Annotated in this window: 25 protein-coding genes and 1 pseudogene; 16 read left to right on the top strand and 10 right to left on the bottom strand. The window is 57.8% G+C overall.

The genetic code is table 11. The annotated features are described in order from the left end of the window. Window positions 1-43 precede the first annotated feature (43 nt). From tatA to Q1K31_RS08075, 6 genes and pseudogenes are all read left to right on the top strand, one after another. The gene (gene tatA, locus Q1K31_RS08050) at window positions 44-301 is read left to right on the top strand and encodes a twin-arginine translocase TatA/TatE family subunit (protein ID WP_300378575.1); all 258 of its coding nucleotides are present in this window, start codon (window positions 44-46) and stop codon (window positions 299-301) included. Window positions 302-324: 23 nt separating this feature from the next. Next, window positions 325-537, top strand: a pseudogene (gene tatB, locus Q1K31_RS16630) (Sec-independent protein translocase protein TatB); the annotation flags it as partial. A 254-nt stretch (window positions 538-791) separates the two neighbouring features. After that, window positions 792-1,640 (top strand): twin-arginine translocase subunit TatC, encoded by an 849-nt coding sequence (tatC, locus tag Q1K31_RS08060; protein ID WP_300378579.1) that lies wholly within the window; start codon window positions 792-794, stop codon window positions 1,638-1,640. Between the two features lie 87 nt (window positions 1,641-1,727). Further along, window positions 1,728-3,026, top strand: coding sequence for a serine--tRNA ligase (gene serS, locus Q1K31_RS08065; protein ID WP_300378581.1), 1,299 nt, complete (start codon window positions 1,728-1,730; stop codon window positions 3,024-3,026). Between the two features lie 57 nt (window positions 3,027-3,083). Then, window positions 3,084-3,845: a 5'/3'-nucleotidase SurE gene (surE, locus tag Q1K31_RS08070; RefSeq protein WP_300378583.1), complete on the top strand. Its 762-nt coding sequence runs from the start codon at window positions 3,084-3,086 to the stop codon at window positions 3,843-3,845. Continuing rightward, complete coding sequence (locus tag Q1K31_RS08075; protein ID WP_300378585.1) at window positions 3,833-4,486, top strand: protein-L-isoaspartate(D-aspartate) O-methyltransferase; 654 nt, start codon at window positions 3,833-3,835, stop codon at window positions 4,484-4,486. Before surE ends, Q1K31_RS08075 begins: the two co-directional genes overlap by 13 nt. A 3-nt stretch (window positions 4,487-4,489) precedes the next feature. On the opposite strand, the gene Q1K31_RS08080 is transcribed toward Q1K31_RS08075, so the two are convergent. Further along, on the bottom strand, window positions 4,490-4,792 hold the full coding sequence (locus Q1K31_RS08080; protein WP_300378587.1) for a Kazal-type serine protease inhibitor domain-containing protein: 303 nt from the start codon (window positions 4,790-4,792) through the stop codon (window positions 4,490-4,492). 209 nt (window positions 4,793-5,001) lie between these two features. Then, complete coding sequence (locus tag Q1K31_RS08085; protein ID WP_300378589.1) at window positions 5,002-5,919, bottom strand: SDR family NAD(P)-dependent oxidoreductase; 918 nt, start codon at window positions 5,917-5,919, stop codon at window positions 5,002-5,004. 151 nt (window positions 5,920-6,070) lie between these two features. On the opposite strand from Q1K31_RS08085, the gene Q1K31_RS08090 reads away from it, so the two are divergent. After that, on the top strand, window positions 6,071-6,439 hold the full coding sequence (locus Q1K31_RS08090; RefSeq protein ID WP_300378591.1) for a VOC family protein: 369 nt from the start codon (window positions 6,071-6,073) through the stop codon (window positions 6,437-6,439). A 73-nt stretch (window positions 6,440-6,512) separates the two neighbouring features. Here the strand turns inward: Q1K31_RS08090 and Q1K31_RS08095 are convergent, their stop codons facing one another. Next, window positions 6,513-6,779: a hypothetical protein gene (locus tag Q1K31_RS08095; protein WP_300378593.1), complete on the bottom strand. Its 267-nt coding sequence runs from the start codon at window positions 6,777-6,779 to the stop codon at window positions 6,513-6,515. 146 nt (window positions 6,780-6,925) lie between these two features. Here Q1K31_RS08095 and Q1K31_RS08100 point away from each other — a divergent pair, with 146 nt between their 5' ends. The 3 genes from Q1K31_RS08100 to Q1K31_RS08110 all read left to right on the top strand — a co-directional run bounded on the left by Q1K31_RS08100 (window position 6,926) and on the right by Q1K31_RS08110 (window position 11,065). Then, entirely contained in the window at window positions 6,926-8,209 is a 1,284-nt protein-coding gene (locus Q1K31_RS08100) for a nucleoside transporter C-terminal domain-containing protein (RefSeq protein ID WP_300378595.1), read from the top strand. 82 nt (window positions 8,210-8,291) lie between these two features. Next, window positions 8,292-10,376: a TonB-dependent receptor gene (locus tag Q1K31_RS08105; RefSeq protein WP_300378597.1), complete on the top strand. Its 2,085-nt coding sequence runs from the start codon at window positions 8,292-8,294 to the stop codon at window positions 10,374-10,376. Window positions 10,377-10,453: 77 nt separating this feature from the next. Continuing rightward, window positions 10,454-11,065: a glutathione S-transferase family protein gene (locus Q1K31_RS08110; protein ID WP_300378599.1), complete on the top strand. Its 612-nt coding sequence runs from the start codon at window positions 10,454-10,456 to the stop codon at window positions 11,063-11,065. Between the two features lie 11 nt (window positions 11,066-11,076). Here the strand turns inward: Q1K31_RS08110 and Q1K31_RS08115 are convergent, their stop codons facing one another. Next, on the bottom strand, window positions 11,077-11,796 hold the full coding sequence (locus Q1K31_RS08115; protein ID WP_300378601.1) for a DUF1353 domain-containing protein: 720 nt from the start codon (window positions 11,794-11,796) through the stop codon (window positions 11,077-11,079). Window positions 11,797-11,855: 59 nt separating this feature from the next. Next, window positions 11,856-13,271 (bottom strand): methylenetetrahydrofolate--tRNA-(uracil(54)-C(5))-methyltransferase (FADH(2)-oxidizing) TrmFO, encoded by a 1,416-nt coding sequence (trmFO, locus tag Q1K31_RS08120; RefSeq protein ID WP_300378603.1) that lies wholly within the window; start codon window positions 13,269-13,271, stop codon window positions 11,856-11,858. A 117-nt stretch (window positions 13,272-13,388) separates the two neighbouring features. Between trmFO and Q1K31_RS08125 the strand changes: the two genes are divergently transcribed. The 4 genes from Q1K31_RS08125 (at window position 13,389) to Q1K31_RS08140 (ending at window position 19,168) form a co-directional block, all read left to right on the top strand. Continuing rightward, a complete protein-coding gene (locus tag Q1K31_RS08125; RefSeq protein ID WP_300378605.1) occupies window positions 13,389-14,858 on the top strand; it encodes a pyridoxal-dependent decarboxylase in 1,470 nt (489 codons plus the stop codon). A 93-nt stretch (window positions 14,859-14,951) separates the two neighbouring features. Then, entirely contained in the window at window positions 14,952-16,301 is a 1,350-nt protein-coding gene (locus Q1K31_RS08130; RefSeq protein ID WP_300378607.1) for a TldD/PmbA family protein, read from the top strand. Beyond that, complete coding sequence (locus tag Q1K31_RS08135; protein WP_300378609.1) at window positions 16,288-17,406, top strand: inositol monophosphatase family protein; 1,119 nt, start codon at window positions 16,288-16,290, stop codon at window positions 17,404-17,406. The genes Q1K31_RS08130 and Q1K31_RS08135 overlap by 14 nt, the downstream gene beginning before the upstream one ends. Continuing rightward, a complete protein-coding gene (locus tag Q1K31_RS08140; RefSeq protein ID WP_300378611.1) occupies window positions 17,357-19,168 on the top strand; it encodes an ABC transporter ATP-binding protein in 1,812 nt (603 codons plus the stop codon). The genes Q1K31_RS08135 and Q1K31_RS08140 overlap by 50 nt, the downstream gene beginning before the upstream one ends. A 2-nt stretch (window positions 19,169-19,170) precedes the next feature. Here the strand turns inward: Q1K31_RS08140 and Q1K31_RS08145 are convergent, their stop codons facing one another. From Q1K31_RS08145 to Q1K31_RS08165, 5 genes are read right to left on the bottom strand one after another with little or no spacing between them, the layout of a single operon-like run. Next, window positions 19,171-19,839: a DsbA family oxidoreductase gene (locus Q1K31_RS08145; protein WP_300378613.1), complete on the bottom strand. Its 669-nt coding sequence runs from the start codon at window positions 19,837-19,839 to the stop codon at window positions 19,171-19,173. A 26-nt stretch (window positions 19,840-19,865) separates the two neighbouring features. After that, window positions 19,866-20,237, bottom strand: coding sequence for a DUF2237 domain-containing protein (locus tag Q1K31_RS08150; RefSeq protein WP_300378615.1), 372 nt, complete (start codon window positions 20,235-20,237; stop codon window positions 19,866-19,868). Beyond that, a complete protein-coding gene (locus tag Q1K31_RS08155) occupies window positions 20,234-21,196 on the bottom strand; it encodes a fatty acid desaturase family protein (RefSeq protein ID WP_367187558.1) in 963 nt (320 codons plus the stop codon). The genes Q1K31_RS08150 and Q1K31_RS08155 overlap by 4 nt, the downstream gene beginning before the upstream one ends. Before the next feature lie 51 nt (window positions 21,197-21,247). After that, window positions 21,248-22,228: a 4-hydroxybenzoate octaprenyltransferase gene (locus Q1K31_RS08160; RefSeq protein ID WP_300378619.1), complete on the bottom strand. Its 981-nt coding sequence runs from the start codon at window positions 22,226-22,228 to the stop codon at window positions 21,248-21,250. A 26-nt stretch (window positions 22,229-22,254) separates the two neighbouring features. Then, window positions 22,255-23,619 (bottom strand): NAD-dependent succinate-semialdehyde dehydrogenase, encoded by a 1,365-nt coding sequence (locus Q1K31_RS08165; protein ID WP_300378620.1) that lies wholly within the window; start codon window positions 23,617-23,619, stop codon window positions 22,255-22,257. Between the two features lie 56 nt (window positions 23,620-23,675). Between Q1K31_RS08165 and Q1K31_RS08170 the strand changes: the two genes are divergently transcribed. Next, window positions 23,676-24,437, top strand: coding sequence for a 16S rRNA (uracil(1498)-N(3))-methyltransferase (locus tag Q1K31_RS08170; protein ID WP_300378622.1), 762 nt, complete (start codon window positions 23,676-23,678; stop codon window positions 24,435-24,437). Window positions 24,438-24,451: 14 nt separating this feature from the next. Next, window positions 24,452-25,834 (top strand): glutamate--cysteine ligase, encoded by a 1,383-nt coding sequence (locus Q1K31_RS08175; protein ID WP_300378624.1) that lies wholly within the window; start codon window positions 24,452-24,454, stop codon window positions 25,832-25,834. The last annotated feature ends 16 nt before the right edge of the window (window positions 25,835-25,850 follow it).

The raw sequence follows: 25,850 nt of genomic DNA on the forward strand, positions 1-25,850 counted from the left end.
TGCCCAGCGCTATCTGTGCGGTTGTAAACTCGGAGATCGTTCCATGGCCCCAAGCTGGATGCAGCTACTCATTGTCCTGGTTGTCGCGCTACTTCTGTTTGGCGGACGTGGCCGCATTTCTTCCATCATGGGCGACATGGCCAAAGGTGTTAAATCTTTCCGCCAGGGCCTTGGTGACGATGATGGCGACGATACCAAGAGCAAGGAGGACGCTGACAAGCAGTCATCCGGTAAGCACCTCAGCGACGACAAGATGGTGAACGTCACACCTGAGAAGGACAAGTCGAAGTCCTCGCGCTAGCTCCAGAGGAAGGCGGCTGACCCATGCTTCCTCAGTTCGGATTTACAGAATTCCTGCTCATAGCCGTTATTGCGCTGATTGTCGTCGGTCCGAAAGACTTGCCGATGATGATGCGCAAGCTTGGCCAGTTCGTGGCCAAAGGCAGGGCGATGGCTCGCGAGTTCCAATCGGCTTTTGATGACATTGCCCGTCAGGCCGAGCTTGATGAACTGCGCAAGGAAATCGAGGACTTGCGCCGGGACAACGCGCTCACACAGGCAGTCGATGACCTCAAGAAGACCGAATCCGACATAAATCGACGGGTCATGATGGAAAACCCTATGCCGGAAACGGGCAAAGAGGGCGGCCCGGCAGAGGTGCCGGAGCAAACTCAGCGCTCTGCAGACGAGACGGATACCGGCAGGGCGGAACAACCTTCATCCTCAGCTGCTTCAGGCACCAGGCCGGAAACCAGTGAAGACGATGCGCCCGAGAAGAAAGCGAAGTCATCATGACTGAGGATATGCGCGCCGATGAGCGTCCGGATATCACCGATGATGACAGCGAGATGGAATCTTCGCGGGCGCCCCTGCTTGATCATCTTATAGAGCTGCGCTCGCGGTTGATCTGGTCAATTGTTGCTCTCGCTGTTGCGAGTATTGGCTGCTTTTTCATTGCGCGCCCGCTCTACAATGTTCTTCTCGGGCCGCTTGTCGTAGTTGCGGAAGAACTTGACCGTCAGGATACGACATTCGAGCTGATCTATACCGCGCCGCTGGAAGTCTTCTTCGTGCAACTGAAACTGGCACTGTTTGCCGGTATATTCGTGGCTTTTCCGATCATCGGCTGGCAGATGTACTCCTTCGTCGCGCCCGGCCTCTACAAACGCGAGAAGGGGGCTGTGTTGCCCTTCCTAATCGCCGCACCGGTCCTGTTCGTGATCGGTGCAGTCTTCGTCTACTTTGTCATGTTGCCGCTGATTTCGCGATTTGCGCTGTCATTCGAGCAGCTGGGCGGTGATGGCATTGCTGCGATCACGCCGCAGATCAAGGTGTCGGAATACCTGTCTCTCGTCATGGCGCTGATGCTGGCTTTTGGCCTGTCCTTTCAGCTGCCTGTGATCCTGAGCCTACTCGGTCGTGCGGGTATTCTCGGCACTGAGACCCTGCGTAAAGGGCGCAAATATGCGATTGTCGGCATTCTCGTGTCCGCCGCATTTTTTACGCCACCGGACCTCATCTCGCAGGTGATGCTGGCTGTGCCTGTCTATTGCTTATACGAGATCTCGATCTGGTGTGTATCGATGATGGAGAAGAAGGCGGCTGAGGAAGAAGCCGCGCGCCAGGAGGAAGACAGCTAAATTTGCTGGCATGTCACCTGTTCCGCAGGCGCATCATTTGTTCTAGAGGAAACGCGGACCCAAGAATCTCCAAAAGGCAGGACACACATGTTCGATATCCGCGCCATCCGCGAGCACCCAGAAACCTTCCGCGCTGCCTGGAACAAGCGTACAGACGGACTGGGCGCCAGGGTCGATGACATTCTCGCGCATGACGCCGCGCTCCGTCAGGCTGTCACAGACAAGCAGGAAGCTGAAAGCGCCCGCAATTCGAACTCGAAACTGATCGGCCAGGCCAAGGCCAAAGGGGATGAGGCCGAGTTTGAGCGCCTGCGTGGAGTCGTCGCCGAAGCGAAGAAGACGATCGAAGCCGCCGGGGAACAGGAAAATGCTGCCCGCGAGGCGTTGGACGAAATACTGCTCGGCCTGCCGAACCTGCCGTTGGACGAGGTGCCGGAGGGCGCGGACGAAGAGGCAAATGTCGCCCAAACACACTGGGGCACGCCCCGTAGCTTCGATTTCAAGCCGAAGGACCATGCCGATCTTGGCGAAGCGCTCGGCCTGATGGATTTTGAGACAGCGGCAAAGATTTCTGGCTCGCGGTTTGTTCTGCTTACAGGCGCGCTATCGCGGCTGGAACGAGCGCTGGCGGGCTGGATGCTGGATGTGCAGACGCAGGAGCATGGATATACAGAGACCAGTCCGCCCGTGCTGGTTCGCTCCGATGCGCTTTATGGCACTGGCCAGCTTCCGAAATTCGGTGAAGATTCGTTCAAGACGACAGATGGAATGTGGCTTATCGCTACTTCCGAAATATCTCTAACCAACACGGTTCGTGAAAGCATTTTGGGTGTTGAAAGCCTTCCGCGCCGCATGACCGCCCACACGCCTTGCTTTCGTTCCGAAGCTGGCAGTGCCGGTCGCGACACCAAGGGTATGATCCGACTACACCAGTTCAACAAGGTCGAGCTTGTCTCCATCGTGCGTGACGAGGACGAGGGCCTCGAAGAGCTGGAGCGTATGACGAAATGTGCCGAGACTGTTCTGGAACGCCTCGAGCTTCCTTACCGGCGTATGCTTCTCTGTGCGGGCGACATGGGGGCAGGGGCCCGCAAAACCTATGACCTGGAAGTCTGGCTGCCGAGCCAGGAGACATATCGCGAGATATCGTCCTGTTCCTATTGCGGGGATTTCCAGGCCCGGCGCATGGATGCGCGCTGGCGTCCGGCGCCAAGTGAGAACAATCCCAAACCGCGCCCCGAGTTTGTCCACACGCTCAACGGCTCCGGCCTCGCGGTCGGACGCACACTCGTAGCGATTCTGGAAAACTACCAGCAGGAGGACGGGGCAATCGCCGTGCCTGACGTACTCCAGCCTTATATGGGTGGACTTGAAGTCATAGGGTGAATCCGTGTTTCGCGCGTATCGGAGTCAGCCAGATAAAGTGTGAGCGAGGAGAGCGCTTTGAGAATACTCCTGACAAATGATGATGGCATCAACGCACCGGGCCTTTCCATTCTGGAATCCATAGCGCGCGAGCTTTCCGATGATGTCTGGATTGCCGCGCCAGAAGTTGAACAGTCCGGCCAGTCGCGCTCCATCACGCTGACCCAGCCTGTGCGGACGCGGAAGGTACGTGAGCAGTGCTGGGCCGTTATGGGTACGCCGTCGGACTGTGTGCTGCTGGCCGTTCATGACCTGATGGAAAAGAAGCCCGACCTGATCCTGTCGGGCGTCAATCGCGGGCAGAACATTGCCGATGACACAAGTCTTTCTGGTACGATTGCCGGGGCCATGTTCGGTATGCACCTGGGTGTTCCTTCCATCGCGCTCAGCCAGGCACAGAGCTTCCGGGAACGTGGGTCGTTGCCATGGGAAACCTCAAAGCAATGGGGCGCAAAGGTTATTCGTCCTCTGATCGAGAAGGGCTGGCCGGATGATGTTGTCATGAACGTGAACTTTCCTGACCGTGAGCCCGATGATGTGGCCGGTATCCAGATTACGCGTCAGGGCTTCCGCGATGAATCGATCATTCATACTGAGCGGCGTGAGGATCTGCGTGGCAATGACTATTTCTGGATCGGTTTCCGCGGTCGGCTTTCACGGCCCGATGATGGCACGGACCTGCGGGCGATCTACGATGGATGCATCTCCGTGACGCCGCTTCATGTGGACCTCACGCATAATCGCTATCTCGAGGAGCTGAAGGCCTCATGGCAGACCTGATCGCCGACCCATTCCGGGCAGCCAGGCTTATCCTGCTCTTACGCCGTCAGGGAATACGCGACGATGCAGTACTGGCGGCCATGGAAACTGTTGATCGTGGGGTCTTCGCGGCACCGTCGCTGGGAGATCTTGCCTATGAGGACACCGTTCTTCCGATCCCGTGTGGGCAGATCATTCCCAAACCGGTAGTCGTTGCGCAGCTTCTCGGAGCCCTGAAGGCCTCACCCGGTAAGGAAGACCGTATCCTCCTTGTCGGGGCAGGCAGCGGCTACATGACGGCCCTGCTGGCACAGATTGGCCGGCATGTCTGGGCCATTGACCGTTATCAAAGACTTGTAACGGAGACCCGTGCGAAGCTGCATGAACTAAAAGTCGAGAATGTCAGCTTGACCCATGCTGATGGCTTGCAGGGCTGGAGCGCTCACAAGCCGTTCGACCGCATTCTGCTGACAGGCGCCGTCTCCGCGATACCAGAAGCGCTCACAGCCCAGCTTGCCAAGGATGGGGCGCTTGTCGCACCTGTCAACAATGACGATGGCAGGCAGGTCATCCGGCGCTTGGGCGCGGACGGGCAAGAGAAGGATTATGCTATCCTTGAACCGTTGCCGGAGCTTCGAAAGGGGCGATCAGCCCAGCTCTAGTCGCTATTCGTTATCGACGCCCGCGCATTCGCCCTCGGCGGCAACACTTGCGCCAGCAGAGGCTGCTGCACAGGCATTGCTGTAAGTGTGGCCATCACACCCGCAGACCGGTGCATATTCCTGTGTGCAAACTTCCGGAATAGGGGTGCATGTGCCGCTGCCATCCATGATTTCGAGACATTGCCCGTCAGGTTGCTTGCAATAGAGGCCGGAGGGGCATGTCACACCGCCAAGGCCACCGCACTGGGCACCCTCGGCGTCTGGTGCTGGGGCAGGCTTCTCAGTCGCAGGCCCGTCTTGAGACACGGGCACATCTTCCTGCGGTGTAGAGGCAGGCGCTGGATCTTGCGTGTTGGTTGGCTGGCAGGCTGCCAGTGCCATAATAAAAAGTGGAATCGTCAAAAAGCGCATACCTGGCCCCCAGTGCAGGTTCGTTCTGACAAAAGACATGCCCAGGCCGCTTTGGCAAGCATAAGACAAGCAGCCTGGGCATGTTTTTATTGATTATCCGGATCTCAGCCCTTTTTGCCTTCGGCAAGGCGGGCGAAGATGTTCTGACCGTGCTCACCACCCATGTTGAAATGGGTCTGTGTGGACTTGTCGGTAATCTCGTCCCATTTCTCCGCGACGGCTTCGGCTGTCAGTTCATCGCCCTGTCCGACATAGGCACCCTTGGTCTCAACAATTTCTGCCATGGAAAAAGCACCGGCACCAGCAGACAGGACCATGCCCGTGGGCGCGTCATCCTTGACGAGATTCATCACGCCGGGGGTGATGTATTCCGGTTTCAGTTGCTCCAGCGTTTCCGGCGGCATGAGGCCTTCCGTCATGCGGGTGGCTGCGACCGGGCAGACAGCGTTGATCTTGATGTTGTTTTTGGCCCCCTCGATCTTGAGTGTATTCATGAGGCCGACAAGACCGAGCTTCGCGGCGCCATAATTTGCCTGCCCGAAATTGCCGTAAAGACCGGTCGAGGAGGTGGTCACGACGATGCGGCCGTGATTTTGCTCTTTCATGATATCCCAGACAGCCTTGATCGGCTTGAAAGACCCCATCAGGTGAACATCGACGACAAGCTCAATGTCTTCCATCGTCATCTTGCCAAATGATTTGTCGCGCAAGATGCCGGCATTGGCGATTAGAATATCGATACGGCCCCACTTCGCCATGGCGTCGTCGACCATTTTCTTGACGCCGGCATCATCGGTCACGGAAGAGCCGTTCGCGATGGCTTCCCCGCCCATGGCCTCGATTTCCTTGACCACTTTGTCCGCGGCTTCCGAGCTGCCACCTGAGCCGTCCATGGAAGCGCCGAGATCATTGACCACGACCTTTGCACCACGCCGAGCAAGATCCAGGGCGTGGCAACGGCCGACGCCGCCGCCTGCACCGGTTACAATGGCAACGCGATCATCAAAACGGATTTCTGACATGGATTAAGACTCCTCGAATGCTTGAAAATTCAATCACGAGCCTTGCAGCACCGGTTCGCAGGATCGTCAAGCGGTTGCGCTACGTCACACCTTGCTGGAATGGATGTGGCGTGCTGCATTTTCCCCGTAAACAGCAAGAGGAGGATTCACCATGCTGGCCTATGTAACTCTCGGCAGTAACGACACTGAAAAGGCCCTGGCTTTTTACGATGCGCTTATGCCTGAACTCGGCGCCAAGCGGTTCTTCGACAATGAGCGGCTTTATTTTTATGGCACTGGCCCCGGCCAACCCATGCTGGCGATTGGTGGGACGTATGACGGTGAGCAAGCCACATGCGGTAATGGCGTGATGCCGGCGCTCGCCTGTCCGGATAATGAAACAGTCGATCGTGTTTACAAGAAAGCCATGGAGCTTGGCGCCAAGGATGAAGGTGAGCCGGGAAACCGCATGCCGACATTCTACGGCGCCTACTTCCGTGACCCCGATGGTCACAAGATCTGTGTCTGCAAACTCGGCTAGCAAGGTCCTGCAAAAAAGAACCGCCAGTCGTCAAAGACTGGCGGTTCTCTGTTATCAAGCACCTTGAAGCTGACTATGCGGCCGAAACTTCTTCCAGGTCGCCTTCCCTCAGCAGGCGCAGAACCGCATCATCAATATAGCGTGTCAGCGGGCTCCCATCAGTTTCTTTCTGGCGGCTAGCCCAGTCGGTGTGGCTTTCACGCAGGTCGCGCAGTTTAGCCATGCGCACATCCAGAGGCTCCGAAGAATTGCTTACGGCGTCGACCTGGTCGGTTGAAACCGGACGCGGCTCCATGGAAACATTCTGTTCTCTCAATGGGACAAAATTTTTCTGTTTCATGATTTTCTCCTTCTGGACAAATATTCAATAAACCAACGGGCAGCCGGGCTTGTTGTTCCGGCCTGCACATGGCTCTGAAGATCAGGGGTAGAGCGTCGTCGCGTCGCAGGCTAAGGCTGATTCATCCGTGAAATGAGGAGACGGGCATGGAATGGGGCTGGGACAATGCACGCGCGCTGATTGGCATTGCGCTGATCTTCGCGATTGGGTGGCTTTTGTCAGAACGGCGCCAGAACTTTCCCTGGCGCATTGTGCTTGGCGCTGTCGGGATACAGTTCGCTTTTGCATTACTTCTTTTTGGCATTCCCCCGGTCCGTGACATACTATTCAGAGCGAATGTTATCGTTGATGGCCTTCAGGAAGCCACTCGAAACGGAACGAGTTTCGTCTTCGGTTATGTCGGGGACAATCAGGCCGCCAGCGAGATCATGACAGGTGATGCGCCACCGCTGTTTTTCTTCCAGATACTTCCCGTCGTCATCGTAGTTGCAGCCCTGTCGGCGATCCTCTGGCACTGGCATATCCTGCGCTGGATAACAAAAGGCTTCGCATTCGTCTTCCGTAAGGCGATGGGGCTCGGTGGGGCGACTTCGCTTGCCGTATCGGCCAATGTTTTCATGGGCATGACGGAAGCGCCCGTGCTCATCAAGCCGTATATCAAGGGCATGACGCGGTCTGAAATCTTCATCCTCATGACGGCAGGTTTTGCAACGATCGCCGGCAGCGTGCTCGTCATCTATACGACCTTTCTTGAAGGTGTGATGGCCAATCCGCTAGCCCAGCTTCTGACGGCCTCTATCATTGCCGCACCGGCTGCTGTTGCCATGGCGATGACCATGGTTCCGGAAACCACTGATGAAACAGAGCGCGCGCATGAGCCGGATTTCGAATATGAATCGACGATGGACGCGTTCGCGACAGGGGCTTCAGACGGTCTGAAGATCGTGCTCAACATCGCGACCATGCTGATCGCTGCGCTGGCGCTGCTCTGGCTTGCGAATGCCGGATTGGGTGCATTCCCTCAGGTGAACGGCGAACCGCTCTCAATTCAGCGTATCCTGGGCTGGATATTCGCGCCGCTGATGTACATGATTGGCGTGCCTTGGCAGGAAGCCTCGCTCTCAGGTTCGCTGATGGGCATCAAGACGGTGTTGACGGAATTCGTCGCCTTTATCGAACTTGGTGCGGTACCTGAAGATGCGATGGAACCGCGTACGCGCATCATTACGGCCCACGCCATTTGCGGTTTCGCCAATTTCGGCTCGATCGGCATCCTGATTGGCGGGCTGAACATCATCTCGCCGGAACGGCGCGATACATTCCTTGAACTGGCCTGGAAGACACTCATCGCCGGCACGCTCGCAACATGCTTGTCCGGCGCTGTTGTCGGCGCGCTTCCTGTTCAGCTGTTTACAGGCGGGACAGGCTGACGCAGCGAAGGGACTCGTCAGCCAGTGTACATCGCACTAGAACTTCTGAGAGTACTTTTCCTCCTACTGTCAGGTTCATATCATGCCGCTTCGACGCCTGCTTGCGACAACAGTCAGTCTTGCCTTTCTGAGTGCGGCTTGTGCCGGTGTCGCTTCAGCGCAGGTATCTGACGAGGAGGGTCAGACTGTCACCGTAAGTGGTGACGAAAGGCTCATGCCTATTCGTGTATATGGAGACCGGTCGTCCGAACAGCCAGGAAGTGTGGCTGCGGTAGGTGCTGAAGCCATAGATGACATCAATGCAGACCACCCGGCTGAAATCCTCAATGAGCTGCCGGGCGTCAACATTCACCTGAACTCCGGGCAGGAGCACCTCCTTGCCATCCGTTCGCCGGTTCTGACAGGCGGAGCCGGGCAGGGCAGTTTCCTTGTCCTGCAAAATGGCGTGCCGACACGCTCACCCGCCTTTGGTAATGTAAATAGCCTGTTCGAAATTCACCATGACGTGGCCGAAGCGATCGAGGTCGTACGCGGGCCGGGTTCGGCGAAATATGGCTCAAACGCGGTCCACGGGCTCATTAACGTGATCCTCGGTGAGCCAGATAGCGGGGATTATCTCGACACCCGCCTGTCAGGCTCAACGCTCAACCGCTACAAGAGCGACCTGACTGGCAACCTGTCCAATAAAGCGCGCCTGTCCCTTTCCCTGCAGGACGATGCCGGTTGGCGCGCCAATACCGGGGTTGAGCAGCAAAAGCTTTCTGGCAGCTATGCCTTCGAGGCTGGCGGCTGGGATGGTCTCGCCTGGATTTCAGCGTCCAATCTCAATCAGGAGACGGCAGGCTTCCTGCAGGGCTTCAAGGCTTACCGCGATGACGAGACGGCGAAGACCAACCCGAATCCGGAAGCCTACCGGGATGCTCAATGGGCCATGGGCGCGGTACGGCTAACGCGCCCGCTCGGGCCGGGCGAGCTTACGCTGACACCGTTCTATCGTTGGCAGGATATGGAGTTTGCCCAGCACTTCCTGCCGAATGGAGGGGTGGAAGAGAACGGTCATGATGCTTTCGGGCTCCAGTCAAAATACGAGATCAAGACATCCGAGCGACTGACATGGCGCGTAGGCGCAGATGTGGATCTCGCGTCGGGCTGGCTGAAGGAAACCCAGCTTGAACCCTTCGGCTTCTTCCCTGGGGATGACCGTTTTCCGGTGGGGGTGCACTATGACTATGAGGTGGACACGACTGTGCTTGGCCTGTGGGGTGAGGCGGAGTGGGCCGTATCCGACACGGTCAGGGTGCTCGCGGGGCTGCGCGGTGAAACGCATGAGTATGATTACACAACCGCTGTTCCGGCCGGTGTGAATGGCCGCTTCAAGGTGCCAGCCGACCGGGAAGACAGCTATGACCTGTTGACGCCTAAACTCGGCGCAATCTGGACCCCCCAGGGCAGCACCATCAGCTATTTCGTCAACTATGCCCGTGGCGAGCGCGCACCGCAGGCTTCGGACCTCTACCGCCTGCAATCCCAGCAGGGCATTGCTGAAGCAGACATCGAGCGGCTGGACAGCATTGAAGCTGGTGCGCGAGGAAGCGCCATTCAGGGCCGTCTGGTATTCGACGTTGCTGCCTACTACGCTGAGAAGGAAAACTTCTTCTTCCGCGATTCCGATGGTCTCAACGTTACAGACGGCTCCACGAAGCATCAGGGTATTGAGGCGAATGCATCATGGGATGTGCTTGGCGATGGTGTGTTCACCGTCGCCGGCACGGCGAGCTATGCTGAGCATACATACACCTTCGACCGGGTTGTCGCTTCCGGCTCCGAAATCATCCGTTCCGGTGCCGAGGTTGATACCGCGCCGAACTGGCTGGGTGATTTGCGGCTGACCTGGCGTCCGACTGAGGCCTTCGAGGCGAGCGTGTCGGCTGAGTATACAGGAGAGTACTTTACCGACCCCGGCAACACGCAGACCTATCCGGGCCATACCGTCACCAATGCCCGGCTGGAATATGCCTTCCACGAAAATCTCGAGGCTTTCGTGATCGTGCGTAACCTGTTCGATCTCAATTATGCCGACAGGGCCGATCTGGCTTTTGGCTCAACACGTTATTTTCCAGGCGAACCACTGAACGCGACGTTTGGTATCCGTAAGCGCTTCGACTAGCGCAAGGTAAGGGTTCGACAAGGTGAGCCTCTGCTTCTAGGAGAGTTCACAAAACGGCATTCAGGAGGAAATCCAAGATGAAACTCTATCACAGCCCGAAGGCCCCGAACCCGGAACGTGTCACCAATTTCCTGAAGGTGAAGGGCAAGCTCGATGCGGTCGAGATCGAGGAAATTTCGATCATGAAGCAGGAGCACAAGACCGACGAGTACCGGAATGTTTCTCCATTCGCGCAGGTGCCTGCGCTTGTTCTTGATGACGGCACGAAACTGACCGAGAGCCGTGCAATCTGTACCTATTTCGAGGGTATTTTCCCCGAGCCAAATCTTATGGGTAAGGACCCGAAAGAGAAGGCCCTGATCGAGATGTGGGACAGGCGGATCGAACTGATGCTGTTCATGCAGTTCGCGACCTGGTTCCGAAACGCACATGAAGCCATGGCGCCGTTGGAAGTCCCACAGTCAGCCGAAGCTGCCGCGAAGGGCGAGAAGAATGCCAAGGGCTTTGTGAAGAAGCTTGACCAGCATCTCGTTGGCAATGATTTTGTGGCGGCCAATCGCTTTTCCATTGCCGATATTTCACTCTTTATCGCCTGCGGTTTTGCCGGCGTCATGAAGTGGCAGCCGCACAAGGAACTGGACAATCTGGGCGCATGGTATGCGCGGGCTGGAGAGAAGCTCGCTGGTTAGGCGCTTGCGTATCACGCGCTGCGAGATTTGAAGGCGACAGTCTTCATATAGGGTGCTCTGGATGGGGAGGGTTGCACCGGTTGCAGCGTGTCGAGATGACGGAAGCGAAACTCTGAAGGATCTCCGAAACTGTTTTTCCCGCCAGCTCGCACGGCGCGATGCATGGCGTTGCGGCTGAGAAGGTTCACGCCGAGATCTTTCAGAGCTAGTCGAAAAAGGTCATCGGCCCGCTTTCGGGCATTTTCATCGCCCGGGGCACCTATCGCGTAGAGCCAGTCATGTATGACGGCTGCCTCTGCGTGCTTCCCGAATGGGGCGATCAGCCAACGTGCCCAACCGGGAATGGAGGCAAAATCCGTGACATAGCGCTGTGGCGCGACGACTGATGTCCGGATGCTCTTGAACCAGCGAACGTAGGCAAAGGGCCTGGAAATGACCGCGATGCGCCTATTCTCTCTCAGGTCTCGTGGCACCACAATGATAGCAAGCGCGTCGATGAACCCGTCTTCTGCTCTTGTCAGGAACTCGGCTGCATCCGGAATACTCCGGTGCATTTCAGCCTTTTCCATTTGTTCGCGAACAATACGGCCAGCTGGAGGCGGCGGGTCAAGTTCCGCAATAACCTCCTCAGTATTCTCACAACCCGATTCACAGGCCGCCAGGGCAGACATGACGTTTACACGGGTTTTTTCGCTATCCGATCCGGTATCGGGAGGAGTATGCCGCACCATTTCAGATCTCCTGTCTGGCTTGAAGCCTAGCAGGAAAGCGCAGCAATCGCATTACACGATTATTCTGCGGCGACAGCCCCCACCTGCGTCTTTAGCCACACATCGATATCGCGCAGCGCGCGGGCTGCCATGGCCTGTTTTTTCGCGCGGCCCTTGGCCTTGCCCTTGAGACGTTTACCGGTTTCTGGATCGGTCTTCGCGACATCTGCCGGATCTGGATCCGGGAAGAGGCCGAAATTGACGTTCATCGGCTGAAAGGTCTGCTTGCCATCAAGATGGCCGCCTGTGATGTGACCGATAAGTGAGCCGAGCGCGGTGGTCTCCGGCGGACGGCTGATTTCAAGCCCAAGACGTTCGGCGGCCGCGAAACGTCCGGCGAGCAGGCCCATGGCTGCGCTCTCGATGTAGCCCTCGACCCCGGTCACCTGACCGGCAAAGCGCAGGCGCGGCATCGACTTCATCCGCAGCTGCGCATCCAGCAGTTTCGGCGAGTTCAGGAAGGTGTTGCGGTGGATGCCGCCAAGCCGCGCGAACTGAGCGTTCTCCAGCCCCGGGATCATCCGGAAGATGTCGGCCTGTGCGCCGTATTTCAGCTTCGTCTGGAAACCGACGATGTTCCACAGCGTTCCAAGCGCATTGTCCTGACGCAGCTGCACCACGGCATGCGGTTTCTCATCTGGCTTGTGTGGATTGGTGAGGCCAACTGGCTTCATCGGTCCAAAGCGCAACGTCTCACGTCCGCGTTCTGCCATGACTTCAATCGGCAGGCAGCCCTCAAAATAGGGGGTGTCCTTTTCCCAATCCTTGAACTCGGTCGTGTCGCCGCCCGTCAGGGCATCAATAAAGGCGTTGTATTCGGCTTCATTCATGCCGCAATTTATGTAGGCCGCTGTATCGCCACCCGGTCCGGGTTTGTCATAGCGGCTCTGGCGCCAGGCTTTCTCCATGTCGATACTGTCGAAATACACAATCGGCGCGATTGCATCGAAGAAAGCAAGGTCTTCTTCGCCAGTATGCGCGCGGATCGCATCGGCAAGATTCATCGAGGTCAGCGGGCCGGTGGCGATAATGACGCTGTCCCACTCTTCGGGCGGAATGCCTTCAATCTCTTCGCGCACGATGGTGACATTCGGGTGAGCCTCGAGCGTTGCCGTGACATCCTCGGCAAAACCCTCCCGATCAACGGCGAGCGCGCTACCAGCCGGGACCTGGTGCTTGCCACCCTTGGTGATGATGAGGCCGTTTGCCCGGCGCATCTCTTCATGCAGGACGCCGACGGCATTCGAGGTGTGATCATCCGAGCGGAAAGAGTTTGAACAGACCAGCTCGGCAAGCTTGTCAGTCTGGTGCGCCTCTGTGCCGCGTGTTCCGCGCATCTCGTGAAGGATGACGGGCACGCCCATTTCGGCCGCCTGCCAGGCGGCTTCGGATCCGGCCATGCCGCCGCCAATGATATGGATCGGTTTAATGCTCATGGCAGGCGATGTGCGCCCCGCATGCTGATGGGTCAAGTATAAGGTTTCAGGCCCTGTTGAGGGTTTTACGCGGCGGCGGCGCTTTTCCTTTCCCTCAAAGCCCGGCAGACAGGCATTATGACAAACCAAAACAAACAAGAGAGCGTTTCTCCCACGACCCTGGATCCTACGGACTGGACTGCATTCCGCGAGCGGGCACACGCCATGCTCGACAGGGCTATAGATAAGATGGAACAGGCGAATGAAGGTCGTGTCTGGACTCCGGTGCCTGATGCTTTGGTGAAAAAGCTGAAAGCTCCTCTCGAACCAGGTGGCGTCGGTCCCAAGGCGGCTGATGAAGCTATGGCGGCACTCATGCCATATGGCGTTGGCAACACGCATCCGCGCTTTTTCGGCTGGGTACACGGGTCTGGCACACCCTCCGGTATCATTGCAGACATGGTGGCCGCAGCGGTGAACGCCAATTGTGGCGGGCGCGACCATGCCGCCATTCAAGTAGAGCGCCAGCTCGTAGACTGGGTGCGCAGGCTGTTCGGCTTTCCTGAAAGCGCGAGCGGCCTTGTCGTTTCGGGCACGTCCATGGCCACCATCATTGCTCTCAAGACTGCGCGCGATGCTGCTCTGTCGTTCAAGTCCCGCCAGGCAGGGGTGGGGCAGGGCCTCGTCGCTTATACGTCCGAGCAGGCCCATGCCTGTGTTGGCCGCGCATTCGACATGCTGGGGCTTGGGACCGAAGCCTTGCGCAAAGTCCCAGTCGACGACACTTTGCGGATGCGCGCTGATGCGCTTGAGGTGGCGATAGGGAAGGACCTTGCCAAAGGCTTCACGCCTTTCGCTGTTGTCGCCACCGCAGGCACCGTAAATACGGGTGCCATAGAGCCGCTGGCCGAGATTCACGAAGTGGCGCAGCAGCATGACCTCTGGATGCACGTTGATGCTGCATTTGGTGCAAGCGGCATCCTGAGTGAGCACTTGCGTCCGCGTCTGGCAGGCCTCGAACTGGCCAGTTCGATTGCCTTCGATTTCCATAAATGGATGCACGTCAATTATGATGCCGGTTTCGTGCTGATCCGGGACGGGGACCTGCATCGTCAGGCATTCTCTGATCGGCCTGATTACCTTCAGCGCACGGAAAGGGGGCTTGCGGCAGGACAGCCCTGGCCGGTCGACTACGGGCCTGAGCTTTCGCGTGGCTTCCGGGCGCTCAAGGTCTGGGCACAACTGCTGGAGCACGGCCCGGACAGGCTGGGAGCGGCAGTGACAGAAAACTGCCGGCATGCCGCTTACCTGGCGAAGCTGGTTGATCAGACAGAAAACCTTGAACGACTTGCACCCGTCGAGACGTGCATCTGCTGTTTCCGGTACAGGCCAGCTGCTGATCTGGCTGATACCGATCTGGACCAGCTGAATGCTGAAATTGTCATACGTCTGCAGGAAAGTGGCCTGGCGGCACCGTCGACGACCCGGATAAGTGGCCATCTTGCTATTCGTGTGAACATTACAAATCACCGCACGCGCGTGTCCGATATCGATCTGCTGATAAAGGAGATCTCGCGTCTTGGCGAAGAGCTTGCATCAACTGGATGAAGCGATGAGTAGATACACTTCTGGGCGGGTAGCTTTCCGGAGAGTACATCTTTGCCGTTGCTGCGATGCCAGCCAGAGGCTACGTGCACGGTCATGACAAGTGATTTCAAGACACCGCCTTCGGACATTCTCGACAAGCTCATAGACCGCTGCCTCAAGGAGGGGGCGAGTGATGTAGATTGTAGTCTTGGTGTCTCAGAAGGCGTCAGTGTCGAAGTGCGAGATGGAAAGCTCGAGAATGTCGAGCGGTCGGAATCGCAGGGGGTGTCGCTGCGTGTGCTTTTCGGGAACCGTCAGGCGCATGTTTCCGGCTCTGATCTGTCAGACGAAGCGCTCAGCACCATGGCAGAGAGATGCCTGGCCATGGCAAAGGCCGTTCCCGAGGATAAATATGCTGGTCTAGCCTCCTCCAGCTTACTTGCGAAAGACCCGCCGGTCCTTGATCTTGAGGGCGATGGCGAGATTCCACTGGAGCGTCTTGAAGCTGATGCCATTGCTGCAGAGTCTGCCGCGCTCGGTGTGAGCGAAGTAAAGACTATTGCGGGATGTGGAAACGGGTGGAGCCGGACTGAGCGCTGGGTTGCTGCAAGCAATGGTTTTTCTTCCTACCTATCCGGTGGCTCGACGGGACTTGGTATAGCAGCCGTTGCTGAACGCGATGGTGCCATGGAGCGTGACTATGACAGCTGGAATGTACGCAAGATGGCGCACAGGCCGTCACCGGATGAAATCGGGCGAACAGCCGGTGAAAGGGCTGTAGCCCGGCTAGGGCCGCAAAAGGTCAGGACCCAGAAAGCCGCTGTCATTTACGACAAGCGCGTCTCCTCCAGTTTGTTAGGTGCCTTCCTGGGCGCGATCTCTGGCCCGTCTGTGGCGCGCGGTGTGAGTTTCCTGAAAGACCGTATGAACGAGAAGGTTTTCGCAAACGGTATCAATATCATTGATGACCCGTTCCTGGAGAAAGCGCTTGGTTGCCGCAACCATGATGGCGAGGGCTTGCCGGTTGCGCGCAAGCACCTGATCAAGGATGGGGTTCTTGGCGGATGGTTGCTCAATACCGCATCTGCAAAGCAGCTCGGACTGGAGCCGAATGGGTTCGCGAGCGGCGGCTTCGGCAATCCACCGGGAGTCGGCACATCTAACGTCCATGTTGAAGCTGGTCGTGCGACGCCTGAAGAACTCATGAAACAGGCAGGCAAGGGACTACTCGTCACAGATATGTTCGGCCCGTCGATCAACCCAAACACGGGTGACTATTCTGTAGGTGTCGCAGGTTTCTGGTTCGAGAATGGTGAAGTACAGTATCCTGTTTCAGAGGTCACGATCGCCGGAGATCTGCAAGCGATGTTCGCAAGGCTCGTTCCGGCATCTGATCTTGAATTTCGCGGCGCCCGGAACGCGCCGAGTTTGCTGATCGAGGACATGTCGATTGCCGGCAATTGAACACGGCTTTTCCGACCGGACACTCCTTCTCCGGAAAGTTGCTGTTGAAGCGGGCAGCCTTGCTCTGAGCTATTTCGAAAAGGGTAGCGTTTCTTCGTGGGAGAAAGCGCCCGGCCATCCCGTCACGGAAGCAGACCTGGAGGTGAACCGTCTCGTCTGGGACCGGCTATCGGAGGCGTATCCGGATTATGGCTGGCTGTCCGAGGAAACAGCCCTGTCGCGGCGAACCCACCTCCAGAAGCTGATCTGGTGCGTCGATCCGATTGATGGAACGCGTGCCTTCATGGCTGGGCAGCCCTACTGGTGCATAGCTCTTGCGGTCATTGAATATGGACAGGCTGTGGCCGGCGTCGTCCATGCGCCGGCACTAGGTGAAACCTATGTTGCCGAACGCGGGCAAGGGGCTTGGCTGAATGGAGAAAGGATTACGGTCAGCACCTGCAACAAGGAAGAGGGTTGCCGGATGATTGCATCGAAATCTATGCTGAATCATCCGGCATGGCAGGTGCGTTGGCCTGACATGGAGCTCGCCCGGCCCAAGCCGAATGCCACGCTTCTCAGGATGTGCTGGGTGGCAAGCGGGCAGTGGGATGCGACGCTGGCCCTGTGGCGTAAATCAGACTGGGATCTTGCAGCAGGCGAGGTGATTGTAAGTGAGGCTGGCGGTATAGCCTCGACGCATCTCGGTGAACCCTTTACTTTCAATCGCAGCGAACCTGCACAGAGGAGCCTTGTTGCGGCTGGAAAGGCCCTGCATCCTCTGTTAATTGAGCGCGTCAAAGGGGTCCGGCTGCCTGATCCGAACTGGACAGTCAGGCCTTACGACAAGACAGAGATTACGGAGCAAAAGCCCATGGCGGATATGCCGGACGCGAAACAATTGCTGCACCTCGTTATTGGGGGTGAACTCAAGGATGTCCGTGGCGTGGAATTCGAGGACCTCTCGAAAATCGACTTTGTAGGGGCCTTCCCGAATTACCGGGCAGCCTATGACGCCTGGAAGGATGCTGCCCAGCGGACCGTCGATAACGCTGAGATGCGGTATTTCATCCTTCATGCTCACAGGCTTCTGGATCCTGAAACGGGGTCTCATCATCACGTCTGATCACGGGCAAGCGCCGGAAGGCGCCCACAGCCTCTGGCGGCTGATCCGGGAGCGGTTTGTCCCGCACTGGAGATGGTTTGCTATTGGAACTGGCTGTGCCGCTGTGACCTCTGTGGCAGCTGCTTCCTACGGTTATCTGCTCAAGCTGATCGTTGAAGGGCTTGAAACGCTCGCGTCACCGGCTGAGACGGCTGTGCCAGGCTATCTGTGGTGGTTGATTGGAATTATTGGCGCGGCGTCGGCCATCAGGGCCCTTTCGCTGTATGGTATGACACTGGCCAACAATACGGGTGTCCAGAGGGCCATCGTCGATATCCAGAAAGATCAGTTCGATTCCCTGACCGATGGTGATTTTGCCCGGCTCGCGGCAGACCGGTCTGGGGGCTTCGTCTCGCGTTTCATCAACGACGTGAATGCACTGCGTGATGCAGGTTTGCGGCTTGCGAACAACCTTACAAAGGGCGTCCTCACCGTGATTGGCGTGCTCTTCACCATGCTGATCATGGACTGGAAGCTGACGCTGGTTCTCGTCGTGCTCTACCCCATAGCCTTCGGCCCGGTCATCGGACTGGGCAACCGCGTGCGGAAACGCTCTAAGGCGGCGCAGAAACAGATCGGTGAAGTGACCTCGCTCCTGTCCGAAAGCTTCCAGTCCGCACGTGTCGTCAAGGCATATGGGCTGGAGGATTACCAGAAGGCTCGCGCCAAAAGGGGCTTTGTGGAGCGCTCGCGTCTGTTCCTGAAAGTGCTGACAGACAAAGCCGCCGTCGATCCGATTCTGGAGATTACAGGTGGGCTTGCGCTTGTCGGTATTCTCGGTCTCACCGCTTGGCGTATTGCCGAAGGTGACACTTCCCTTGGTAATTTCGTTGGTGTGATCGGGGCAGTTGCTGTCGCCGCGCCAGAGCTGCGCGCGCTCGGTACCCTGAATGCCGTTGCCCAGGAAGGCGGAGCAGCCGGCGACCGCGTATTCGAAATTCTCGATTCAGAGCCGACGATAACTGACCGACAGGACGCTAAGGTTTTGAAAGATGCACGCGGCGCGATCGACTTTCGGGATGTTCATTTTGTCTATCCGGATGGGTCGCCTGCACTGAAGGGGCTGAATTTCTCCGCCACGCCTGGTGAGACGATTGCGCTCGTGGGTCCGTCTGGGGCGGGAAAATCAACTATTTTCAACCTACTGCTGCGCCTTTATGATCCATTTTCTGGAGCTGTTGAGATTGACGGTGCGGACATCCGGTCCTTTACCGGCGCGAGCTTAAGAGGATCCACGGCACTTGTAGCTCAGGAAGCCCTCCTTTTCGATGACACGGTTGCCGCCAACATCGCGTTGGGCCGCATGGGGGCAACGCGTGAGGAGATAAAAGCTGCGGCTGAAGCAGCGAATGCGCATGAATTCATTATGGCTTTGCCAGATGGTTACGATTCCCCTGCAGGCGAAATGGGGCGAAACCTCTCCGGCGGACAGCGCCAGCGTATAGCAATTGCTCGAGCCATCCTCAGGTCGGCCCCGGTCCTGCTGCTGGACGAAGCAACCTCGGCATTGGACGCGGAAAGCGAGGCCAAGGTGCAGACCGCGCTTTCTGATTTCGCGAAAGACCGCACCACACTGATTATCGCGCATCGTCTTTCGACTGTGCGCAATGCAGACCGGATTGTCGTGATCGAGGATGGTAAGGCCGTCGAGAAGGGCAGCCACAGCGAGCTCATGGAGGCTGGTGGGGCCTACAAGCGTCTTGTCGAGCTCCAGCTCAGCTGAGCCTAGCCGTAGCTACGCTGCTGCGGCATTTGCTGGGCTGAGGCCTGAATGAACTTGGCGAGTTTCTCTGAAGACTCAGCCCCCTGTACAGCGATACGGCGCATGGCGATATAGGTCGGCACGCCATTCACACCCATTTCCCGGAACTTGTTGGCTTCTTCGCGTGTGGCCTCGACGTCCGCATCCGAGGCGAGCAGTTTCTCGACGATGTCACGTTCCAGCCCGATTTCCGCGCCTATGTCAGCCAGAACCTCGTGATCGCCAATATCGCGGATATCGTGGAAATAGGCACGGAAAAGGGCTTCCTTTGCTTCGGCCCCTTTTTCCTGGCCCTGCGCCCAACGCACCAGCCTGTGAGCGTCAAAACTATTGGGGCGATGCTTTATTTCGCTGAAACGGTACGGGATGTCTTCCTCGCGGCCATACTGTTCCAGCGCCTCGCGCATGGCTTGCCAGCGATTGTCCTCGGTTTCGGGGCCGAATTTTTTCGCCATGTAGTCGCGATAGTTCACCCCGCCTTCCGGAATGCTGGCGTCGAGTTCGAAGGGGCGGAACAACAGCTCAACCTCAACATCCGGTACGAGGGCGATAGCGCCCTGAATGCGCCGCAGGCCCAGCCAGCACCACGGACAGACGATGTCAGACACCATTTCGATGGTGAGTTTGGTCATTGGCAAATCTCCCGCTTGGACGAGGGTTACTGGATCGGGTTTAACGAATAGGCCTTGAGGTCGACAAGATTAGTCGCTTCAAGCGCGCGCTCGTGCGTGGCCTCAAGGTCGACCTTCGGGGCCAGGCCGACTTTCCTGGCCTCTTCCCACCGTGCCGCGCAGAGGCACCAGCGGTCACCCGGTTTTAGGCCGGGAAAGCCGAATGCAGGAACCGGAGAGGACAGGTCATTTCCACGTGATTTGCTGATCGCGAGGAACTCCGTCGTTACGATTGCGCACACCGTGTGATTGCCCCTGTCTTCCGGCCCGGTATTGCAACAGCCATCACGGTAGAACCCGGTTTTCGGATCATATCCGCAGGGGGTGAGTTCGGTGCCGAGGACGTTGCGTGCGCTCATGCGGTTTCCGTGGCAGGCTTTAACGGTTTTGAGGAGGCCTCTTTCAAGACGCCCCAGTAGCCTTGCTTGACCTCCATGCGGGCCGTGATGCCCTTCTTCTCGAGCAAGTTATGGGCTCGTGGCAGGCGATAGCAGGGCAGGTGCATGAACATGTGGTGTTCGCAGTGATAGTTCACCCAGTAGGGTGCGATCAGGGCGCGCTCCCACCAGCTTGCCCGCGTCGTGCGAGCGTGCCGCATGGGGTCGTCATGGTCCGGCACAACAGCATGTTCGGCGATATTACGAAGGCGGGTGACCATCTGGTTCCAGGTCGCCAGCGGTAACAGCCAGAGGACAAAGTACGCCCACCAGTAACCAGCCAGCGTCAGCCCGGCCAGCATGGCGAGATTGATGAGGACGAACGGCAGGACAGCCTCACGTGCGCTTTGCGCCCGGTTCTCTGCGCCCCTGGTCTTGCGAATGCCAATCCCAAGAGCGTTAGCAAATTGGTTGCGGCGTTGCTTGAAGAAAGTCTGGCCGGTCAGGTCCCGGATAATCTTGCGTTTGAGAGATGTACGCGTGACCGGAAAGGGGGCTGAGAGGGCAAGGTCAGGGTCTTCCGGCTGCTGGGCATACTTGTGATGCGTCAGGTGATAGCCACGATAATTGCGCAAGTGGGCTCCAACCGGCGCAGCGCAGATCCATTGGCCCAGAAAATCATTGATCTTGCCGTTTGAATGCAGTCCGCCATGTGCAGCTTCATGCATGAGGATTGCGAGGCCAAGCTGCCTCGCGCCGATGATGGGCACGGCAATGACGGCAAGCCAGGGTTGCCAGATAGACAAGCCCATGGCGATTGCGATCACGGCCCATGCATGGACGACTGTCCCTGTTCCGAGGAAGTTGGAACGGCGGCTGACATGCGCCCACTCTTCGCGTGTGAAGAGATCGAGCGGTCTTATGCGTTGTGCTACGGGCATATAATCAAGATAGCTGATTAGCGCTACGTCAGCCAAGGGCTTTCCATCAGTCTATACGAGCGCGGCAATCGTAAACCCGGCGACCAGAATCAATGCCGCCCATGCATTGGACTTGAATGCCATAAGCGCATTTCCGCGATCCTTGTGGAGCATATTTATCTGCCAGATCGCATGGGCGAGGAAGGCGATGACTGTTAGCGCGCCAATCCGGCTTGCCCCCGTTGCGGCTGATGCCGCCGCGAAGAAGGCTCCTGCGATCAGAAAGAAGCAGAAAGCGCCAATGATGACGCGCTCTCCCATGAGGCGTGCAGTGGATTTCACGCCGATGAGAGCGTCATCTTCCTCATCCTGCGTGGCATAGATTGTGTCATAGGCAATAGTCCAAGCAGCAAAGCCGAGGAAGAGCAGCAATGTTCCGAAAGAAACATGTGTGGCTGTCGCGGCCGCGACCAGCACACCCCAGTTAATCGTCGCGCCGAGCCAGGCTTGTGGCCACCATGTGATCCGCTTCATGAAAGGGTAAGCCAGGATCAGGGGGATCGCGAGAAGGGCAACGATCTTGGCGTCCAGCGGCAGCGCGAGCCAGGCCAGGAATCCAATGAACACCTGTAGCCCAAGAAATATATAGGCCGCCCGGACCGAGACGTCGCCAGAAGGTAGTGGACGAAGGGCCGTGCGGGCGACTTCCGCATCGAAATCCCGGTCAGTTATATCGTTCCATGTGCAAGCAGCTCCCCGCATGGTCACAGCGCCGATGACGAACAGAAGCTGCCACCAAAGGTCGATCCACAGAAAACCTGTCGAGATGCGTGTGTAGGCGAGCGAGGCCAGTGTTGGCAGGAGGACCAGCCACGTACCAATCGGCCTGTCGAGCCGGGCCAACGCTGCGTACGGGCGGAACATGTCCGGCAGCGATATGAGCCAGCCGGGCAGGGCGCTGTCAGCCGGCGCCGAACCACCGGATCGAGACGTCTCCTCATAACTGATGTCATGGGCCGAAGTGGGCCCGGAATCGTCCTTGGAACCTGTCATATGCCCCGTATAGACAAATTTTCCGCTCAGGCGATAGAGACCGTCTTGCGATTGACGAAGGCGCGTATGCCATCGGCGGCCAGTTCGCGGCCGTAACCCGACTGCTTGATGCCGCCAAAGGGCAAGCGCGGATCACTCGCAACCTTGGAATTTACAAAGGTTGAACCGGCTTCGAGATTGCGGATGGCTTCCTCAATATCGGATCTGTCCTGCGTAAAAATCGCAGAGCCAAGCCCGAATTTGCTTTGATTGGCACGGTCTATGGCATGCGCCAGTGTCGGCACTTTCCATAGTGAGGCGACAGGCCCGAACATTTCCTCGCATGCAGCTGGAGCTTCGTCCGGGGCACCTTCAACAATTTGCGGATGGGCCCACCAGCCCTTTTCCGGAAGCGTGGGAGTTTCGAGCAGGGCTTCCCCGCCAGACTTGATGGATTTGTCTACCTGCTCCCTGAGGTCGTCACGTATGGCTTTCATGGCAAGGGGACCGATATTGGTACCCTCTTCTAGCGGGTTTCCGACTGTCAGGGCTTTCATGCCTTCAATGAATTTCTCCCTGAAATCATCGTAAATGTCTTCATGAACAAAGAAACGTTTTGCCGCGATGCAGGACTGACCGCTATTCTGCGTGCGTCCGTCTATCGCGGTTTCAACCGACGCCTCGAGATCGGCTGAGGGCATTACGATAAAGGCGTCTGTTCCTCCCAGCTCCAGTACGGTCGGCTTGATATGTTCGCCAGCCGTGGCAGCGACAGCGCTGCCGGCAGGGCCTGAGCCGGTGAGGGTCGCAGCTTTCACACGGCGGTCACTTAGGATGCGTTCCACTTTTTCAGAACCGACCAGCAAGGTCTGGAAACACCCGTTGGGGAAGCCCGCTTCGCGCAGGACATCCTCGATATCGAGTGCGCAGCGCCATACGTTCGAGGCATGCTTCAATAATGCCACATTACCGGCCATGAGCGCAGGGGCTGCAAAACGAAAGACCTGCCAGAAGGGGAAATTCCAGGGCATGACGGCAAGTACGGGGCCAAGCGGCAGGTGGCGCACATAGGCGTGGCTTGAATCGGTCTTGATGGGTTCATCCGCCAGGTACTTCTCGCCATGCTCTGCATAATGGCGGCAGACCCAGGCGCATTTTTGCACCTCACCAACGGCCTGTGTCAGTGGTTTGCCCATTTCCAGCGTCATGTGACGGGCCAGCTCATCCTTGCGCTCTTCAAGAACCTCAGCAGCCTTCTCAAGCAGCCCTGCGCGCTCCTTGAAGCTGGTCAGACGCCAGATGTTAAACCGCTCTTCAGCTGCGGCCAGCGCGTGGTCTATATCGACATCGCTGTGAGGCTCAAAGGTCTCGATGACGTCTTCGGTGGCAGGGTTTACGGACTGAACGCTCATGAACTTGTCTCTTCTTGCGGGTTAACTCTTACATCAGTGAAGCCTATATGGGCGCGATGAGTTCCGTACCGCGCCTATTCGTGACCCATGACCTCGTAGCAGGACAGCCTGTTCTGCTCGATGAGAAACAGGGAAAATACCTCACCCGCGTCATGCGCCTGGAGAGTGGGGCCCCTGTGCGCGTCTTCAATGGACGCGATGGTGAATGGCACGGACACCTTCGCCAGGAGAGCTCGAAAAAGGTCTCCATTGTTGCGGATGAGCAGACCCGCAAGCAGGTCGCTACTCCAGACCTGACGCTATTGTTTGCCCCTCTGAAAAAGACCCGTACTGACTTTGTCGTCGAGAAAGCGTGTGAACTCGGCGTTCGCCGCATCCAACCGGTCATGACCGAACGGACCCAGGCAAGCCGGGTGCGAAGTGACAGGTTGCAGGCAGTTGTGATTGAAGCGGCTGAACAGACAGAGCGTATGGACATTCCAACAGTTGCCGATGATGTGTCCTTCTTCGAGTCCCTGGAAAGATGGGACCCAGCCATTCCGCTCTATTATTGCGACGAAGCTGGCGACGCAGCGCCTATGGCCGACGTGTTGGCAGGTGCCGGTTCTATCGCGGCTGGCCTGCTGATCGGGCCTGAAGGCGGCTTCTCTCCAGCTGAACGCCAGAAGCTGAGATCACTGGACTTTGTGGTGCCTGTCACACTCGGCCCCCGCATCTTGCGGGCAGAGACTGCTGTCGTCTCCGCACTCACGCTCTGGCAATCTTCGGTTGGCGACTGGAGCGAACATCCCTATCTGGCAGAAAAGGCCAGTAGCTGAAGGATGGGTCCAGCATGACCACCCCCACCTCAGAAATCGACGAATCCGCTCCGCGTATCGAGTCCAAGGCCGATATGGTCGAGTGGATGGAAAGCGGAAACACGCCGAAGGCGGACTGGCGGATCGGGACAGAACACGAGAAGTTCGGCTTTATCCGCGATGGCCTGCGCCCGCTTCCCTATGAGGGCAACGTATCTGTGCTCGCCATGCTTGAAGGCCTGCGCGACCGGTTTGGATGGGATCCTATTGTCGAGGATGGCAAGCTGATCGGGCTCCAGAAAGACGGAGCGAGTGTCAGCCTCGAACCTGGCGGCCAGTTCGAGCTTTCCGGCGCGCCGCTGGAACATATCCATCAGACCTGCAACGAGGTCGGCGATCATTTGCGTGAGGTTCGCGAGATTGCAGACCCGCTTGGGATTGGTTTCCTCGGCATGGGCGCCTCGCCCCTCTGGAGCATGGACGAGACGCCCATCATGCCAAAGGGCCGCTACAAGATCATGCGGGATTACATGCTTGAGGTGGGCCGGCTTGGCCGGGAAATGATGTTCCGCACCTGCACGGTTCAGGCGAATATGGATTTCTCGTCCGAGGCCGACATGGTGAAGAAGTTCCGTGTGTCGCTGGCGCTCCAGCCTGTCGGGACTGCATTGTTCGCCAATTCGCCCTTCACTGAAGGGCGCACGAATGGCTTCCTGTCCTATCGCTCGCATGTGTGGACTGATACTGACCCGGACCGTTCCGGCATGCTGCCCTTCATGTTCGAGGACGGCGCAGGTTTCGAACGCTATGTCGATTACGCGCTTGATGTGCCGATGTATTTCGTTCGCCGGGGCAAGAACCAGTATCTTAATGCGGCAGGCCTGAGCTTCCGGGACTTTCTGGACGGCAAGCTGGAAATCCTGCCGGGCGAAAAGCCTGCGATTGACGACTTCGTAGACCATCTCTCAACAATTTTTCCTGAAGTCCGGCTCAAGCGGTTCCTCGAGATGCGTGGCTCTGACTCCGGACCTTGGAGCCGGCTTTGCGCTTTTTCCGCCTTCTGGACGGGCATCCTTTATGACGATGCCGCGCTCGATGCTGCCTGGGATCTTGTGAAGGACTGGACTGCGCCTCAACGCGAGGCTGTGCGCCAGTCGGTTGGCACACTTGGGCTCAAGACACCGGTGCCTGGCGGACGCTCGCTCCGGGACATTGCCCTCGACGCCCTTGCAATCAGCCGGCAGGGGTTAAAAGCGCGCAGCAAGTTCAATACCGCTGGCGATGACGAGTCAGGCTTTCTTTCGGAGCTCGACGAAATCGCGACCAGCGGTCTGACCCCTGCGGACCGCCTTCTGGAGCTTTATCATGGAGAGTGGGGCCGGCGGGTCGAGCCAGCCTTCGAAACACTCGCCTACTAGGGCGTATTTTGCGCCG

The sequence above is a fragment of the Henriciella sp. genome, assembly GCF_029936995.1.
In the GTDB taxonomy this organism is placed as follows: domain Bacteria; phylum Pseudomonadota; class Alphaproteobacteria; order Caulobacterales; family Hyphomonadaceae; genus Henriciella.